General features: G+C 72.1%; 8 protein-coding genes. 5 read left to right on the top strand and 3 right to left on the bottom strand.

Annotated elements, in window-relative coordinates; genetic code table 11:
- Positions 1-19 precede the first annotated feature (19 nt).
- Positions 20-1,597, top strand: coding sequence for an adenylate/guanylate cyclase domain-containing protein (locus AC6JA9_RS14060; RefSeq protein WP_223751243.1), 1,578 nt, complete (start codon positions 20-22; stop codon positions 1,595-1,597).
- 359 nt (positions 1,598-1,956) lie between these two features.
- Positions 1,957-4,410, top strand: a complete 2,454-nt coding sequence (gene thrA, locus AC6JA9_RS14055) for a bifunctional aspartate kinase/homoserine dehydrogenase I (protein WP_497959918.1) — start codon at positions 1,957-1,959, stop codon at positions 4,408-4,410.
- Here thrA and AC6JA9_RS14050 read toward each other — a convergent pair.
- Complete coding sequence (locus tag AC6JA9_RS14050) at positions 4,332-6,458, bottom strand: sensor histidine kinase (protein ID WP_497959917.1); 2,127 nt, start codon at positions 6,456-6,458, stop codon at positions 4,332-4,334. The genes thrA and AC6JA9_RS14050 overlap by 79 nt on opposite strands.
- Before the next feature lie 297 nt (positions 6,459-6,755).
- Between AC6JA9_RS14050 and AC6JA9_RS14045 the strand changes: the two genes are divergently transcribed.
- Both AC6JA9_RS14045 and AC6JA9_RS14040 read left to right on the top strand, forming a co-directional pair.
- Complete coding sequence (locus AC6JA9_RS14045) at positions 6,756-8,360, top strand: hypothetical protein (RefSeq protein ID WP_223751240.1); 1,605 nt, start codon at positions 6,756-6,758, stop codon at positions 8,358-8,360.
- 38 nt (positions 8,361-8,398) lie between these two features.
- On the top strand, positions 8,399-8,905 hold the full coding sequence (locus tag AC6JA9_RS14040) for a hypothetical protein (RefSeq protein ID WP_223785072.1): 507 nt from the start codon (positions 8,399-8,401) through the stop codon (positions 8,903-8,905).
- Positions 8,906-9,318: 413 nt separating this feature from the next.
- On the opposite strand, the gene rsgA is transcribed toward AC6JA9_RS14040, so the two are convergent.
- Positions 9,319-10,407: a ribosome small subunit-dependent GTPase A gene (gene rsgA, locus AC6JA9_RS14035; RefSeq protein WP_223751238.1), complete on the bottom strand. Its 1,089-nt coding sequence runs from the start codon at positions 10,405-10,407 to the stop codon at positions 9,319-9,321.
- A gap of 329 nt (positions 10,408-10,736) precedes the next feature.
- On the opposite strand from rsgA, the gene AC6JA9_RS14030 reads away from it, so the two are divergent.
- Positions 10,737-14,780 carry a serine/threonine-protein kinase gene (locus AC6JA9_RS14030; RefSeq protein ID WP_497959916.1) on the top strand — a complete coding sequence of 1,348 codons (4,044 nt, stop codon included), beginning with the start codon at positions 10,737-10,739 and terminating at the stop codon, positions 14,778-14,780.
- A gap of 11 nt (positions 14,781-14,791) precedes the next feature.
- Here the strand turns inward: AC6JA9_RS14030 and AC6JA9_RS14025 are convergent, their stop codons facing one another.
- The gene (locus tag AC6JA9_RS14025) at positions 14,792-15,286 is read right to left on the bottom strand and encodes a hypothetical protein (RefSeq protein ID WP_223752218.1); all 495 of its coding nucleotides are present in this window, start codon (positions 15,284-15,286) and stop codon (positions 14,792-14,794) included.
- Between the last annotated feature and the right edge of the window lie 86 nt (positions 15,287-15,372).

The raw sequence follows: 15,372 nt of genomic DNA, 5'->3' as shown, positions 1-15,372 counted from the left end.
GTGTAGCATCCCGGGCGCCATGCGCCTCATCCTCAACCCTGGGCGGGAGGGCGAGCAGGAGCTGCTGCTCCCCGAGGGCGTCACCACCATCGGCAGGACGGAGGAGAGCTCCGTCTGCGTGCTCCACAAGAGCCTGTCGCGCAGGCACGCGCGCCTGGAGCGCGAGGGCTCGCGCGTGGTGCTGGTGGACCAGGGCAGCAAGAACGGCACCTTCGTCGGCGAGCAGCGCGTGGAGCGCCATGAGCTCGACGCGGGCCAGGCCTTCCGCTGCGGCGAGGTGTGGTTCCAGCTCCTCGCGGCGGACCCCGACCTGGACGCGGGGCTGAGCCCGCTGCACACGCGCACCCTGGACACGCGCTTCTCGCCCGCGCCCGGTGAGCTGTCCCTGGACGCGCCGCGCCTGCGGGTGCGCCCGGAGCCGGAGGCGGACGCGACGCGCGAGCGGCTCCAGGTGCTGCTCGCGGTGGCGCAGCTGTTGTCGTCGCCCGGCTCGCTCGACTCGCTGCTGGAGCGCATCCTCCAGCTCGTCTTCCGCGTGCTCGGCGTGGACCGGGCCGCGCTGCTGCTCGTGGACGAGGCCACCGGCGAGCTGCGTCCCCGCGTGGCGCGCGCCGCCACCGGCGAGGTGCTCTCCGAGCGCTTCCACAGCCAGCACATCGTCGACTCCGTGCGCAAGCACGGCCTGGCGGCGCTCTTCGCCAACGCCCAGCAGGACGTGCGGCTGGACAGCTCCGTCTCCATCCGCGCGCAGTCCATCCACTCCGCCATGTGCGTGCCGCTCAAGTCCCGGGACACGTGGCTGGGCGTGCTGTACGTGGACAACCGCTCGCACGGGGGCCTGTTCACGGAGGCGGATTTGGAGTTCCTCACCGCCTTCGCCCACCAGGCGGCGGTGGCGCTCGACAACGCGCGGCTGACGCGGCGGCTGGAGGAGGAGGCGGTGCTGCGCAACACGTACCTGCGCTTCTTCCCGCCCGCCGTCGTGCGCAGGCTGCATGCCTCGCCCGGCACGGCGCTGGAGGTGGTGGAGACGGAGGTGACGGTGCTCTTCGCGGACATCTCCGACTTCACGCCCCTGTCCTCCTCGCGCGGCCCCCGGGACGTGGTGGACATGCTCAACGCGTACTTCCCGGTGATGGCGGACGTGGTCTTCCGTCACGAGGGGACGCTGGAGAAGTACATCGGCGATGCGCTGATGGCGGTGTGGGGCGCGCCCTTCTCGCGCGAGGACGACGCGGACCGGGCCGTGCGCGCGGCGGTGGACATGCAGCGCGAGCTTGCGGGGCTCAACGCGCGCTTCCGGGCCCGGGGACAGCCGGAGCTGCGCATCCACGTGGGCCTCAACAGCGGCCCGGCCGCCGCCGGCAACATCGGCTCCGAGCACTACCTCCAGTACGCCACGCTCGGGGACGTCACCAACGTGGCCAGTCGGGTGTGCGGCGTGGCGAAGGCGGGCCAGGTGGTGCTCTCCGAGGCCACGCGCGTGAGGCTGCGCGAGTCGCGCTGGCCCTTGACGACGCTGCCCCCCACCCACGTGAAGGGCAAGCAGGAGGCGCTGACGCTGCACCGCGTGGAGTGGGACGTGGCGGGTGGGTGAGCCGTCGTCCCCCCGTCCGGGAGGGCGGCTTGACTCGCACCGGGCTCATCGGTCAGCGTTCGGGTTCGTGAACGGCATCGGCCTCGACCTCGCGTGGACCTCGGGATGGACGTCCCGGACCTCCGCGCGCGCGGCGACCTTCACCTCCACGACGACGACGACGACGCACACGACGACCCGCGGAGCGCGGGCGGTCTAGCTCGGAATCGCTGTCCTTCCGACCAGGCCCCGCGCTCCCCGGCGCGGGGCTTTTTTCGTTTCCCTCCACCCACCAGGAACCCCATGCAGACCCAGACCCCGACGACGACGCCCCGCCCGCCCGTGTCCCTCGGCCGCCTGCTCCCGAGCGAGGTGCCGTCATGCGGGTGATGAAGTTCGGCGGCACCAGCGTGGGCGGCACCGCGCAGATGCGGCGCGTGGTGGACCTGGTCGCCCGGGCACGTCAGGAGACACGCGTGTGCGTGGTGGCCTCGGCCGTCTGTGGCATCACCAACCTCCTGGTGGACACGGCCCGGCTCGCGCAGGAGGGCCACTCGGTGGAGGAGCCCCTGTCGCGCTTCGAGCAGACGCACCTGGGCATCGCCCGGGAGCTGGGCGGAGAGCTGGAGGCGCTGGCCCCGCTGGAGCTGGGGCTCGCCGCCATCTCCACCGAGCTGCGCGGGCTCTTGCAGGGCGTGGGGCTGCTGCGCGAGTGCTCGCCGTCGGTGCTCGCGCACCTGTCGGGCCTGGGCGAGCGCGCCTCGTGCCTGGTGCTGGAGGCGCTCCTGTCCGCGCGCAAGCTGTCGCCCCACCTGGTGGACCCCAGGCAGGTGCTCATCTGCGCGGGGGACCCGCTGCAGGCCACGCCGCGCATGGACGAGATTCGCGCCAGGTTCGCCCCGCTGCGCGACGCCCAGGGGCCGGGGCTCCTGCTGATGCCGGGCTTCTTCGGCGGTGACGCGCGCGGCAAGACGATGTCCCTGGGACGCGGCGGCTCGGACTACTCGGCGGCGCTGGCGGCGGCGGCGCTGGACGCGGCGCTGCTGGAGATCTGGACGGACGTGGACGGCATCTACAGCGCCGACCCGCGCCTGGTCCCCGAGGCCTTCCCGCTGGCGGAGGTGAGCTTCGAGGAGGCGATGGAGCTGGCCTACTTCGGCGCCAAGGTGCTGCACCCCAAGACGATTGCCCCGGCGCGCGAGCGCGGCATCCCCGTGCGCGTGTGCAACAGCTTCAAGCCCGAGCACCCCGGCACCCTCGTCACCGACAGGGCCGCCCCACCCGAGCACCCGGTGCGGGGCCTGTCGTTCCTCAAGGACGTGGCGCTGGTCAACATCGCCGGCGCGGGGCTCAAGGGCGTGCCCGGCACCGCCGCGCGCGTCTTCGAGTCCATGGCCCGCGCGGGAATCTCCGTGGTGCTCATCACCCAGGGCTCCAGCGAGTGCTCCATCAGCTTCTGCGTGCAGCAGTCGGAGGCCGACGCCGCCGTGCGGGCGCTGGAGTCGGAGTTCGAGGTGGAGCGCGAGGCCGGCAAGGTCGACACCATCGAGCGCCAGGGCCGGCTGGCCGTGCTCAGCATCGTCGGCGACGGCATGCGCCACCGCGTGGGCGTGGCGGGCACCTTCTTCAGCGGCCTGGCCGACGTGGGCTGCAGCATCGCCGCGATTGCCCAGGGCTCCAGCGAGCGGAGCATCTCCGCCGTCATCACGGAGGCGGACGGCCCGCGCGCCATGGCGCACGTGCACCACCGCTACTTCGGCACCACGGAGGTGGTGGAGCTCTTCGTGGCGGGCGTGGGCAGCGTGGGCGCGGAGCTGATGCGGCAGGTGCGCCAGCAGGCCCCCCACCTGCGCGCGCAGGGCGTGGACCTGCGCGTGTGCGCCATCGCCAACAGCCGGCACGCGCTCATCGAGCCAGGCGGCGTCCCCCTGGGCGAGTGGAAGGAGCGCCTGGAGGCAAGCCACGCCCCCGCGTCGCTGGAGTCCTTCCGCGAGCAGGTGCGGGCCAAACGGCCCGGCCGCCCCATCTTCGTGGACTGCACCAGCAGCGAGGACGTGGCGCTCGCCTACCCGTCCCTCCTGGCCGCGGGGCTGCACGTCGTCACCGCGAACAAGAAGGCCAACGCGGGGCGCATGGCCCACCACCGCGCCATCCGCGAGACGGCGTCGCGGCACCAGCGCCGCTTCCTGTACGAGACGAACGTGGGCGCCGCCCTGCCCGTCATCGACACGCTCAAGAACATGCTGCGCACCGGCGACCAGGTGCACCGCATCGAGGGCATCCTCTCCGGCTCGCTGTCGTACATCCTCGGCCTCCTGGAGGAAGGCGTGCCGCTGTCGCGCGCGGTGGGCTCCGCCATGGAGAAGCGCTTCACGGAGCCGGACCCGCGCGACGACGTGCAGGGCACGGACGTGGCGCGCAAGGTGCTCATCCTCGCGCGCGAGCTGGGCCGCCCCGTGGAGCTGGAGGAAGTGGCGCTCCAGTCGCTCCTGCCCGAGGACTTCGACGCGTCCGGTCCGCTCGACGCGTTCCTCGCGCGGCTGCCGTCGCTCGACGAGGGCTTCCAGCGCCGGGTGGAGGCGCTGCGCACGGAAGGCAAGGTGCTCCGGTACGTGGGCAGCGTCGGCCCCGAGGGCTGCTCGGTGGGGCTCAAGGCCGTGCCGCTCGCCAACCCCCTGGCCGCGGTGAAGGGCGGAGAGAACGCGCTGAGCTTCCTGTCGGAGCGCTACAGCCCCACGCCGCTGGTCATCCGGGGCTATGGCGCGGGCGCGGCGGTGACGGCGTCCGGCGTGTTGGCGGACGTGCTGCGGCTGGTGGAAGGCCCGCTGCCGTGAGTCCAGCGGGGCAGCTCGACGACGAAGCGGGCGCCCCGCCCCGGCTCGCTCTCCACCCAGACCTCTCCGCCATGGGCCTGGGCGATTTGACGGGTGATGAAGAGGCCCAGGCCCAGGCCGCCGTAGTTGGGTGAGGCGGCGCGCTCGAAGCGCTCGAAGATGCGCCCCTGCGACTCGCGGGGGATGCCCATCCCGTGGTCCTCCACGCTCAGCCACACCCGCTCGTCGTGGTGGGCGGACAGCCGCAGTTGGATGGGCCGGCCCGCGCCGTACTTCACCGCGTTCGTCAGGAGGTTCATCAGCACCTGCTCCAGCCGCAGCCGGTCCCACCGGCCCGGCAGGGACCCGGGGGTGTCCAGCACCAGCTCGCAGCCCGCCTTCTCCAGCTGCTCACGCAGGTGGCCCACCACGTCGCGCGTGACGGCGACCAGGTCCATGTCCTCCAGGCGCAAGGACAGCCGCGACTCGTTGATGCGCGAGACATCCAGCAGGTGCTCCACCAGCCGGGACAGCCGCGACAGCTGGCTCTCGCACACGTTCAGCATGCCGGACAGCCGCGCGCGCAGGCCCGAGTCCGTCCGGGGCCGCGCCAGGAGGGCGCCCATCTGCTGCATGCGCAGCTTCATGGACGTCAGCGGCGTCTTCAGCTCGTGCGAGGCGATGGAGAGGAACTCGTCGCGCACGCGGATGGCCTCCTGGGACTCGCGGTAGAGCTGCGCGTTGTCGATGGCGTACCCCGCGCGCCGCCCGAGCTCCTCCGCCAGCGCCACCTCGTCCGCGCCGAAGGCCCGCGCCCCCTGTCGCGACACGAGCGTCAGCACGCCCAGGCCCCGCCCGCGCGCCTGCAGGGGCACGCTGAGCGAGGGCTTGCCGCCCCACGCGCGCACGTGGCGCCACCGCGGTGAGCCCAGCCCTCCGTCGCGCAGGATTCCATGGGGCACCGGCGAGCACTCCGAGCGGCCCGACGCCATGACCCCCACCGGGCCGTACGTCACGCCGGGGACCAGCGGATGCGCCTCGAGCAGCTCCCGCACCTCGCGCTCCACCTCGGGCGAGCGCGCCGCCACCGCCACCGGGTGCAGCCCGCGACTGCCGTCGGGCATGAAGACGATGCACACGTCCCCCAGGCGGGGCACCGTCAGCTCCGCGACGCGCTGGAGCGTCGTCTCGTAGTCGAGCGACGTGCCCAGCTCCCGCCCCGCCTCCGCGAGGAAGCGCTGGGACTCCTCCAGGCGCTTGCGCTCGGTGATGTCGGTGGAGATGCCGCAGACGGCGTAGGGCACACCCGACGCGTCCAGGAGCGGGAACTTCTGGGTGATGTGCGTGTGGACGCCGTCCTCTTGCGGGACGCGCTCCTCGCGCACCACGGGCAGCCGCTGCTCCAGCACCTGCTCGCTCAGCGCCTGGAACTCTCTCGCGCTGTCCTCCGGGAAGATGTCGTGCACCGTCTTGCCGAAGACCTCCTCGCGCGTGCGGTGGAACATCAGCTCCCACTGGCGGTTCACGAAGATGTAGCGCCCGTGGGTGTCGAGCAGGAAGAAGACGGAGGTGGCGTTGTCCAGGATGGCGCGCAGCTGCCGCTCGCTCTGCTGGAGCGCCTCCTCGGCGCGCTTGCGCTCGGTGACGTCCAGCAGCACCGCCAGGGAGCGCACGCAGGCGCCCGAGGCGTCGCGCTCCATGATGGCGGACAGCAGCACGTCCAGCCGCGTCCCGTCCTTCTTCACCAGCTGGTACGGCACGTCCTTGCAGCGGCCCGTCCTGTGGAAGGCCGGCAGCACCTCCTCGCGCGCCCGCCGGGCCGACTCCTCGGTGAGGAACTCCGTGGAGTCGCGGCCGAGCACCTCCTCGCGCGTGTAGCCCAGCGTGGCCAGCCAGCAGTCGCTGACACTCACCAGCCGGCCCGCCCGGTCGATGGAGTGCATCATCACCGGCGTGTTGTTGTAGAGCGTGCGGTACTTCTCCTCGCTCTCGCGCAGGGCCCGCTCGACGCCGGCGAGGTCCCGGGACGCCTCGGAAGGTGACGCGGGGCTGTCGGTCGGGTGGGGCATGGCGAGGAGGCGATGGGCCGTGGGGTCGCCCGCCCTCCGCGCGTGACGCCCTCCTCAATGATTGGCGCGCCCCCGGGCCCCGCCAACCCGGCCTCCGCGCCACCCCCAGGTCGGCCAACCCACCGAGCCCCGGAAGACGGGCACGCCCGCCAGGATGCTGTCCCGCACCCGGCCCTCACGACGGACAAGCCTCATCCCACGGCCTTCTCCGGGTCCTCCGTGTTTGAAGTTCCCGGACGTCCCGTCGAGAATGGCCCGCCACCCATCTCAGGCGACGAAAGGAAGGGGGAGGACGGAATGTACGTATCTCGCAAATCAGCGTGGGCCCGCACAGGCGCGACGCTGGCACTCGCGCTCGGTCTCACCGTGCTCGGTTGTTCCGACAAGGAGGGTGACGACGACAAGGACGAGGGGACGCCCGTCACGGCCACCCTCACGGGCCGGGTGACGTTCGACTCCGTCCCGGCCGTCTACACGCCGACGACGCGCCAGGGCTCGCTCGCCTTCAACCAGGTGAGCGTCAAGCCCGTGCGCAACGCCACCGTGCAGGTGCTCCGGGGCAGCACGGTGCTCGCCTCGGCGACCACCGACGACGACGGCCGCTACCAGCTCACCTTCACGGCCGGCGACCAGGCCGACGTGACGCTGGCCACGCTCGCCAAGACGACCACGCCGGACATCCAGGTGGAGGACAACACCGACGGCAACGCCATCTGGGCGGTGGTGACGCAAATCAAGGGCGGCACCACGAGCAAGGACCTGCACGCGGGCCACGGCTGGAACGGCTCCAGCTACACCGCCAACCAGCGCGTCGCGGCGCCCTTCGCCATCCTGGACGCCATGTACACCGCGTCCCACGCCTTCCTGGCGGAGCGCCCCGTGCCCTTCCCGCCGCTCAAGGTGAACTGGAGCCCGAACAACGCCCCGCAGAACGGCGACAAGGCCCGGGGCCAGATTGGCACCTCGCACTTCTCCCCCAACGAGAACGAGGTCTACGTGCTGGGCCTCGCGGGCGCGGACACCGACGAGTTCGACAGCCACGTCATCGTCCACGAGTGGGGGCACTTCTTCGAGGCCAACCTGTCGCGCGCCGACAACCCGGGTGGCCCGCACTCCTCCGGCGACGTGCTGGACCCGCGCATCGCCTTCGGCGAGGGCTACGGCAACGCGCTGTCCGGCATGCTCCTGCCCAGCTCCATCTACGTGGACACGCTCTGGAGCGGCACCCGGCTGGGCGCGTTCGGCTTCGACCTGGAGACGCCGCCGACGACCACGGACGACCCGAACCCGGGCGTCTTCTCCGAGTTCAGCATCATGCGCTTCCTCTACGACCTGCACGACGAGTCGACGCTGTCGGAGACCCCGTTCGACCAGGTGTCCCTGAGCCTGGGCACGCTCTATGACGTGCTGGTGGGGCCGCAGCGCACCACGGAGGCGGTGACCACCGTCGGCTCCTTCATCCACGGCCTCAAGGCCCAGCCGGGCGTGGACGCCGCCGCGGTGGACCGGCTCGCGGCGCACTACAACATCGGCGCCATCCGCTCGGAGTGGGGCGAGGGGGACACGGACCTGTATGGCATGTACAAGTTCGTGACGGTGCCCTTCTCGGAGAACAACTTCTTCACCCGAGGCGAGCCCTTCAACCAGCGGCAGCAGAACCGGTACTACGTCTTCACCGGCAATGGCCGCAGGATGACCGTCACCGCCGACTCCACGGAGGACGTGAGCATCCTCGCCCTGCAGCAGGGCGCCACGGCGGGTGAGGCCGACCGCTTCACCACCGGCAAGGAGACCTTCGACTTCAACAGCCAGACCGACCGGCGCTACGTCCTGGTCACGACGGGCTGGGCCGACGAGGGCTCGGGCAACTACAACTACACCCTCTCCATCAGCAGCCAATGAGCGGACCTCTCACTCCTCCCGCGTTCCCAGGAGCACCCATGAATCGCATTGCCTCCGCGGTCCTCTCCGGCCTCCTGGCGCTGATGGCGCCCCTGGCCTGCACCTCTCCGGCGAAGAGCAGCACCCCGGCGGACAGCGCCGACCACCCGGGCTCCACCGCCAAGCTCAGCGCGCCCGTGGACGTGGGCGCCAAGGTGTCCGACACCAGCGCCACCGTCTCGCTGCGCTTCCAGGTCCCCGGCGAGGATGTCCGGGTGGAGGTCTCCGGCGTCGACGGGCTCCAGGTGACCAGCAGCACCTCGCCCGTGACGGGCGTGAGCGTGGAGAAGGCGGCCGTCACGAACCTGGACGTGGCCTTCGCGCCGGGCGCCGGACGCTCCCACCTGGTGGTGACGGTGAGCGGCATCTTCCAGGGCGTGCCCCTGACGAAGGTGGCCAGCTTCGCCGTCGGTCAGCCCACCGAGCAGCAGAAGGCAGACGGCTCCGTGGTGACGGATGACCAGGGCCAGCGCATCAAGATGATGCCCTCGTCGGACACGAAGTAGTCCACGACGCGGGCGGGTCCGAAGAAGGACCCTGAAAAGAACCGCGGGGAGCGCGCCCCCTCGACGCGCTCCCCGCCGTATGAAGGACTGCGAGAATTCGTACCTCCGGTCCAGCGTGAGCGCGCCCCTCGGCGCACCCTCCGGAAGCCACGCCCCTCCCCAGGGGCGCCCCCTCAAAAGGTCCGAGGCGAGCCCCCCGGCGCGCCTCTTCCCCCCTCGAACGTCGGACGTTCGAAAACCCGAGTGCCGGTGATTCCCCCGGACACTCCCCCCACCCACCTGCCCGGACGCTCAGCGCCCGAAGCCCTCGGACATCCAGGCTCTGCCCGGGTGTCCCCACCTTTCGAAATATCCAAACGCGGCCCGTCGGAATCCTTGAGCGGAGGATTTACGGCGAATTTTCGGTCCGGGTTTCAGTCCCGTCGGCGCTTGGCGCGGGTGATTTCCCAGCCCTGCACGGAGCGGCTCTTGTCGATGCGCCGCTGCTCCTTCTGCAGCGCGGTGCTCGACTGACGCGCCTGGAAGGCCTTCTCCTTTTGCAGCTTCTCGAAGCTCGAGAGGCGCTCTTCGGGGAGGGCCCCGGACTGGACGGCGGCGCGGACGGCGCAGCCGGGCTCACGCTGGTGCGTGCAGTCGCGGAAGCGGCAGCCCTCGGCGAGCTCGAGGATGTCGGTGAAGGCCTGCTCAATCGCCTTCTCCTCCTCGCCGAGCAGCCCCAGCTCGCGCATTCCGGGTCCGTCGATGAGCAGCCCCCCGTGGGGGAGGCGGAACAGCTCGCGGTGGGTCGTGGTGTGACGCCCCTTGTCGTCCTCGTAGCGCACCTCCTGCGTGGCCAGGCGCGACTCACCCAGCAGGCGGTTGACGAGGGTGGACTTGCCCACGCCGGAGGAGCCCAGCAGGGCCCCGGTGCGGTGCTCGGGGATGAGGGCCCGCACGGCGTCCAGCCCCTCGCCGGTCCTGGAGCTCAGGGCCAGCACGGGGACGCCGGGGGCCAGCGCGGAGACCTCCTCGACGACGGCGTCGGCGTCGTCATGGAGGTCCGCCTTGGTGAGCAGCACCGCGGGGGAGGCGCCGCTCGTCCAGGCCAGGGTGAGGGCGCGCTCGATGCGGCGGGGGTTGAAGTTCCCGTCCAGGCCGGCGACCAGGAGCACCACGTCCAGGTTGGCGGCGATGAGCTGCACCTCCCTCTCGCGTCCCACCTCGCGGCGCGCGAGCAGGCTCTTGCGGGGGAGCACGGCGTGGAGCATCCCCTCCCCTTCGCCTGGAGGAAGCTGGAGGGCCACCCAGTCACCCACGGTGGGCAGGGACTCGGCGCTGGAGGATTGGTGGAGCAGCCGGCCGGCGGTGCGCGCCAGCAGGGTGCGCTCCGCGGTCTGGACGGTGAGCAGCCCTCGGGCCTGGCGCACCACGCGGCCGGGGACGAGGGGAAGAGGGGACGACTCGACGAGGAGGGAGAAAGCCTGGGCCAGCTGGGGCCCCCAACCAAAAGTTTCGAGAGACACTGAGAAGGACTCCGGACAAGGCGGTGCCTGCGGCGCACCTGGATTCGTCAGGGCACCCGGAGCGAGGACCGCGCTGTGACGGACCTTCACGTCGGCCTGTTCAGGCCGACGTCCTCCGGGCGAACGGGACTCCCACCGCGGCAAGATCAATATCGGCGTACATGGGGCCCTCCGGGACCGGGCGGGGCGGCGTCCATCGCCGTCCGGCGCTCCCTGCATATCAATCCAGCCCGGCGCCTGCACGGGATGTCGTCGGGGGCGGGGTGGTACAACCCTCCCCGCACGGCGTTCCGGCGGGGCCCGGACGCGCGCGCGCCCGGGGACCACCGATGCGCGAGGACGACGAGGCGGAGCTGCGAGCGGTGCTCCTCGAGGGCCTGCTGGCCGACGACGAGGTGGAGTCCCTGCGGGCGGCCGTCGAGCGCGAGCAGAAAGGCCCCCTGGACCTGCTCCATGCCCGGGGGCGACTGTCCGAGGCCACCCTCGCCTCCCTCCGGAGCGCCTCGCGGGCCGCCCTCCAGGAAGCGCTCGTGGGCCCGCCCACGGTCCAGGTCGGGGCGCCCCGCCCGCTGGAGCCCGAGGCCCTGGAGGCCGAGCCCCCCTTCCCCGTGCCGGGCTGGGAGCGTTATGCGCCCATCCGCTTCCTGGGCCAGGGCGGCATGGGGCGCGTCTTCCTGGTGCAGGACCTGGTGCTGCGGCGGCTCGTGGCGCTCAAGTTCGTGAAGGACGACGAGCCCGGGCGGGTGAGGCACTTCGTGGCGGAGGCGCAGGCCCAGGCGCGCGTGGAGCACGAGCGCGTGTGCAAGGTCTACGAGGTGGGCCAGGTCCAGGGGCGCGCGTACATCGCGATGCAGTACGTGGACGGCCTGCCGCTCCACCAGGTCGCGAGCCAGCTCTCCGTCGAGCAGAAGGCGCTGCTGCTGGCGCAGGCCGCCGAGGGCGTACACGCGGCGCACCGGGCCGGCCTCATCCACCGCGACATCAAGCCGTCCAACATCCTGGTGGAGCGCACGGCCGACGGACAGTGGAAGCCCTACGTCCTGGACTTCGGGCTGGCGCGGGCGCCGGGCGAAGGCGTCACCGCCACGGGGGCCATCCTGGGCACGCCGCACTACATGGCGCCCGAGCAGGCGCGCGGCGAGGTGAGCCGGCTGGACCGTCGCGTGGATGTGTACGCGCTGGGCGCCACGCTCTACGCGCTCCTGGTGGGCCAGGCGCCCGTGCCCGGGAGCAACGCGCTGGAGGTGCTCAGCCGCATCCCCACGGAGGAGCCCCGGCCTCCGCGCGCGCTGGCGCCCGAGGTGCCCGCGGACCTGGAGGCCATCGTCCTCAAGTGCCTGGAGAAGGAGCGTGGGGGCCGGTACGACTCGGCGCGGGCGCTGGTGGAGGACCTGCGGCGCTTCCTCGATGGGGCGCCGGTGCTCGCGCGCTCGACGGGGCCGGGCTACCGGATGGCGCGGCTGGCGCGCAGGTACTGGCGGGGGCTGACGCTGGCGGCGGTGGTGGGGCTGGTGTTGCTGCTCGCGGGGGTGCAGGCGGTGCTCGCCCGACGCGAGGCGGACGTGCGCGAACATCTTGCGCGCCGCTTCTCCGAGCTCGCCGAGCACGTGGAGGCCCGCGCCCGGTACACCGCCCTGGCGCGGCTGCACGACACGCGGGAGGAGCGGCGCACGCTGGAGGCGCGCCTGGAGGACATCGCTCGGGAGATGCGCGCGGGAGGCGAGCGCGCGCTGGGGCCGGGCAACGAGGCGCTGGGACGGGGCTGGTTGGCGATGGGGGAGCCCGGGCGCGCGAAGGAGGCGCTGGAGGCCGCGTGGCACCACGGGACGCGGACGCCTCGCGTCGCGTGCGCGCTGGCGCTCGCGCTGGGGCAGCTCTACCAGGAGCAGCTGCGCGCGTCCGAGCACCTGCCCGCGCTGGAGCGGCAGGGGCGACGCAAGGCGCTGGTGGCGCAGTATCGGGAGCCGGCGCTGGAGTGGTTGAGGAAGGGCGGCGACGTGGACCTGCCCCCCGCCGAGTACGTCGCGGCGCTGCTCGCGTACCACGAGGAGCGCTACGCGGACGCGTTGGAGCGGCTGGATGCGTTGGGTGAGCGGCTGCCCTGGTTCTTCGAGGCGCCGCTGCTGCGGGGGGACGTGCTGGTGGCGCGCGCCACGAGTCATTGGGATGCGGGGCGGCGCGAGTCCGCGCAGGAGGACCTGGACGCGGCGCGACGGGCGCATGCCCGGGCCGCGTCGCTCGCGGAGAGTCTGCCGGAGGCGCACCTGGCGCTCGCGGGTGTGGAGCAGGTGGCGCTGCGCATGGGGCTGTATGGCCAGGGGGACGTGACGCCCCACCTGGAGCGGGCCTTGGAGGCGTTGGAGCGCGGGCTCACGGCCTCGCCTCGGCATGTGCCGTCGTTGGTCCGCAAGGCCATGCTGCATCGCAGGCTCGCGGAGTATCGCGGCAGACAGGGTGGGGATGTGCGGGCGCCACTGGAGGCCGCTTTGAAGGCGGCGCGCGCGGCGCTCGAGGTGGAGCCGAATCGCAGCGAGGCGCGGCAGGCGCTCGGGTTGGTGCTCTGGCAGGAGGCGCGGCTGCGGCAGGCGCGCAGCGAGGACCCTCGCGCGCTGCTGCGTCAGTCCATCGAGGCGTTCGAAGGGGTGGCGCCGCGGGAGCGCGGCTACAACTATCACGCCAACCTGGGGCTCATCTTCAAGGTCTGGGCGGACCATGAGGACGCGGTGGGCGAGGACTCGCTCGGCAACCGGCAGCGCGCCATCGAGGCGTACCGCACCGCCATCGGCATCGACGAGTCGCTGCCGGATGCGTGGATCAACCTGGGCAGCGCCTGGTTCAAGCGCGCGTCGAATCCACGCAGCACCACGGCGGATGAGGATCTGGAGCGCGCCCGGGAGGCGCTGGAGAAGGCGCGGAGCCTCAACCCGCGCAACCTGGTCAGCCACTTCTACGAAGCGCAGGTGCATGCGCTCCGCGCGGCGCGCGCGCGTGACTCGGGCAAGGATGCACGGTCCGCGCTGGACGCGGCGCTCGGTTCGTATCGAAGCGCGCTCGCGCTCAACGCCGAGGTGCCGCAGCTCCACGGTGGCGTGGGGCTGGTGCACCTGGAGCGTGCTCGCGATGCGTGGCAGCGAGGAGAATCCCCCTTCCCTGCTGTCGACGAGGCCCGCGAGGCCTTCGTCCGGGCTCGCGCGCTCGCGCCGAAACAGGGGCTGACGTACAGCAACCTGTCGGAGGCGCTGGCGGCTCGCGCGGCGTATCGGCTGGAGCTCGGGGAGGACCCGCGCGAGGACGCCCAGGCCGCGAAGCGCGAGGCCCAGGCGGCGCTCGCGCTCCAGCCGGAGCTGTCGACCGCGTGGGCCAACCTGGGCCACGCCGAGCTGCTGCTCGCGACGTACGCGTGGGAGCGCGGCCTGGGGTTCAGCCACGCACGCGTGGCCCCCCTGCGCGACGTGGCAACGCGCGCTCCACGCGATGCCTCTGCGGTAAACCACCCGCGCGAAGATGCGGTGCAAGGCGTGGCAACGCGCGCTCCACGCGAGGCCCCTGCGGTAAACCACGCGCGCGAAGATGCCTTGCAAAGCGCGGCAACGCGCGCTCCACGCGAGGCCTCTGCGGTAAACCACGCGCGCGAAGATGCGGTGCAAGGCGCGGCAACGCGCGCTCCACGCGATGAGCATGCTGCGAACCACCCGGGCGAAGATGCGGTGCAAGGCGCGGCAACGCGCGCTCCACGCGATGAGCATGCTGCGAACCACTCGCCCGAGGCTGCTGCTCGCGACGCGGCCCAGCGCAATCCGCGGGACGCCCTTGAGGTGGTCCACCCGCTCGAAGCCGCCGAGCTCGCGCTGCGCGAAGCGGTCACGCGCAATCCCCGCGATGAGGAAGCCCTGCGCTATGTGGCGAAGGCCCGACGCCTGAGGGCGCTCGTATGGCGAGGGACACGAGGCACAGCCCCCCTCATCGCGAGCCCTCCGCCCTCCGGCCTCCCGCGGGAACAAGAGGCGGTCTTCACCGAGGCGGCGCAGGCGCACGAAGCCGTGCTCGCCCTCAGCGCGCGTCCCCATGACGACCGGCTCGCGCTCGCGCGACTCCTCATGGACCACGCCCTCGCCCGACATCTCGCCGATGCCTCCCCAGGCGACGCGCTGGAGAGAGGCCTCGCGCATGCATCCGCGGTGCTGAAGGTGCGCCCCGATGACCTCGAGGCGCGCGCACTGCATGCGGCGCTGGAACTCCTGCGCGTGCGCTCATCGCCCACGCAGCCCCTCGATGAACAAGCGCGGGCCCGTGAGGCCCTGTCGCGCGCGCTGGTGGCCCGCCCTCGACTCGGGCGGACCTGGGTGCCCCTGCTCACGACCTCACCGCGTTGAGCAAGCGGTCCTCACCCCTCCTCGGGCTCGCCTGGATCCCTCACCACCTCCAGCTCTCCAGGCTGGCCCTCTCCCGTGCCCGAGGACACCCGGAAGGGATAGTCCATCCACCACGCCTTGGCCGAGACCTTTGCGCACCACGAAGGCCTGTACCAGGAGTCCAGCTTGACGATGTCCGACGGCTCCCCCTCGAACAGGTGACCCGAGGGGTCACCGTCGAAGTGGATGGTGGCGTGCGACACGTCCTCAGCCAGCCGGAGCTTGAGCCACTGCCTCCGATGGATGCAGGAGAAGGCGGGCGTCACCGGCTCCGGCCCCCGTCCGATGGTGATGGTGCACACCTCGTCCGGCGCGATCTTCGGACACAGTCCGTGCACCAAGGTGCAAGACACCTCCCGCAGCTTGGAACACTCGACGTCCTGCGCCTGCGCCCCCGTCTCGAGGACCTCCTCGGGCGCGGCCTGCTCCGGAGCACACCCCATTCCCAGCCACATCACGACTGCCATCCCATGCAACTTCATCACGCGAGCCTCCTCACGTCGTTCGACTGAATGGAGCGTGGCCGCGAGAGCCCGCCACGCCGGATGACGCC

Source organism: Myxococcus sp. MH1, assembly GCF_059738865.1.
This window is presented reverse-complemented; position numbering and strand designations above follow the sequence as displayed.

Excerpts from the sequence above, each read along its gene's own strand:
- AC6JA9_RS14030 (WP_497959916.1), top strand. The coding sequence starts at position 10,737 with ATGCGCGAGGACGACGAGGCGGAGCTGCGAGCGGTGCTCCTCGAGGGC.
- thrA (WP_497959918.1), top strand. The coding sequence starts at position 1,957 with ATGCGGGTGATGAAGTTCGGCGGCACCAGCGTGGGCGGCACCGCGCAG.
- AC6JA9_RS14060 (WP_223751243.1), top strand. The coding sequence starts at position 20 with ATGCGCCTCATCCTCAACCCTGGGCGGGAGGGCGAGCAGGAGCTGCTG.
- AC6JA9_RS14025 (WP_223752218.1), bottom strand. The coding sequence starts at position 15,286 with ATGGCAGTCGTGATGTGGCTGGGAATGGGGTGTGCTCCGGAGCAGGCC.
- AC6JA9_RS14050 (WP_497959917.1), bottom strand. The coding sequence starts at position 6,458 with ATGCCCCACCCGACCGACAGCCCCGCGTCACCTTCCGAGGCGTCCCGG.
- AC6JA9_RS14045 (WP_223751240.1), top strand. The coding sequence starts at position 6,756 with ATGTACGTATCTCGCAAATCAGCGTGGGCCCGCACAGGCGCGACGCTG.
- AC6JA9_RS14040 (WP_223785072.1), top strand. The coding sequence starts at position 8,399 with ATGAATCGCATTGCCTCCGCGGTCCTCTCCGGCCTCCTGGCGCTGATG.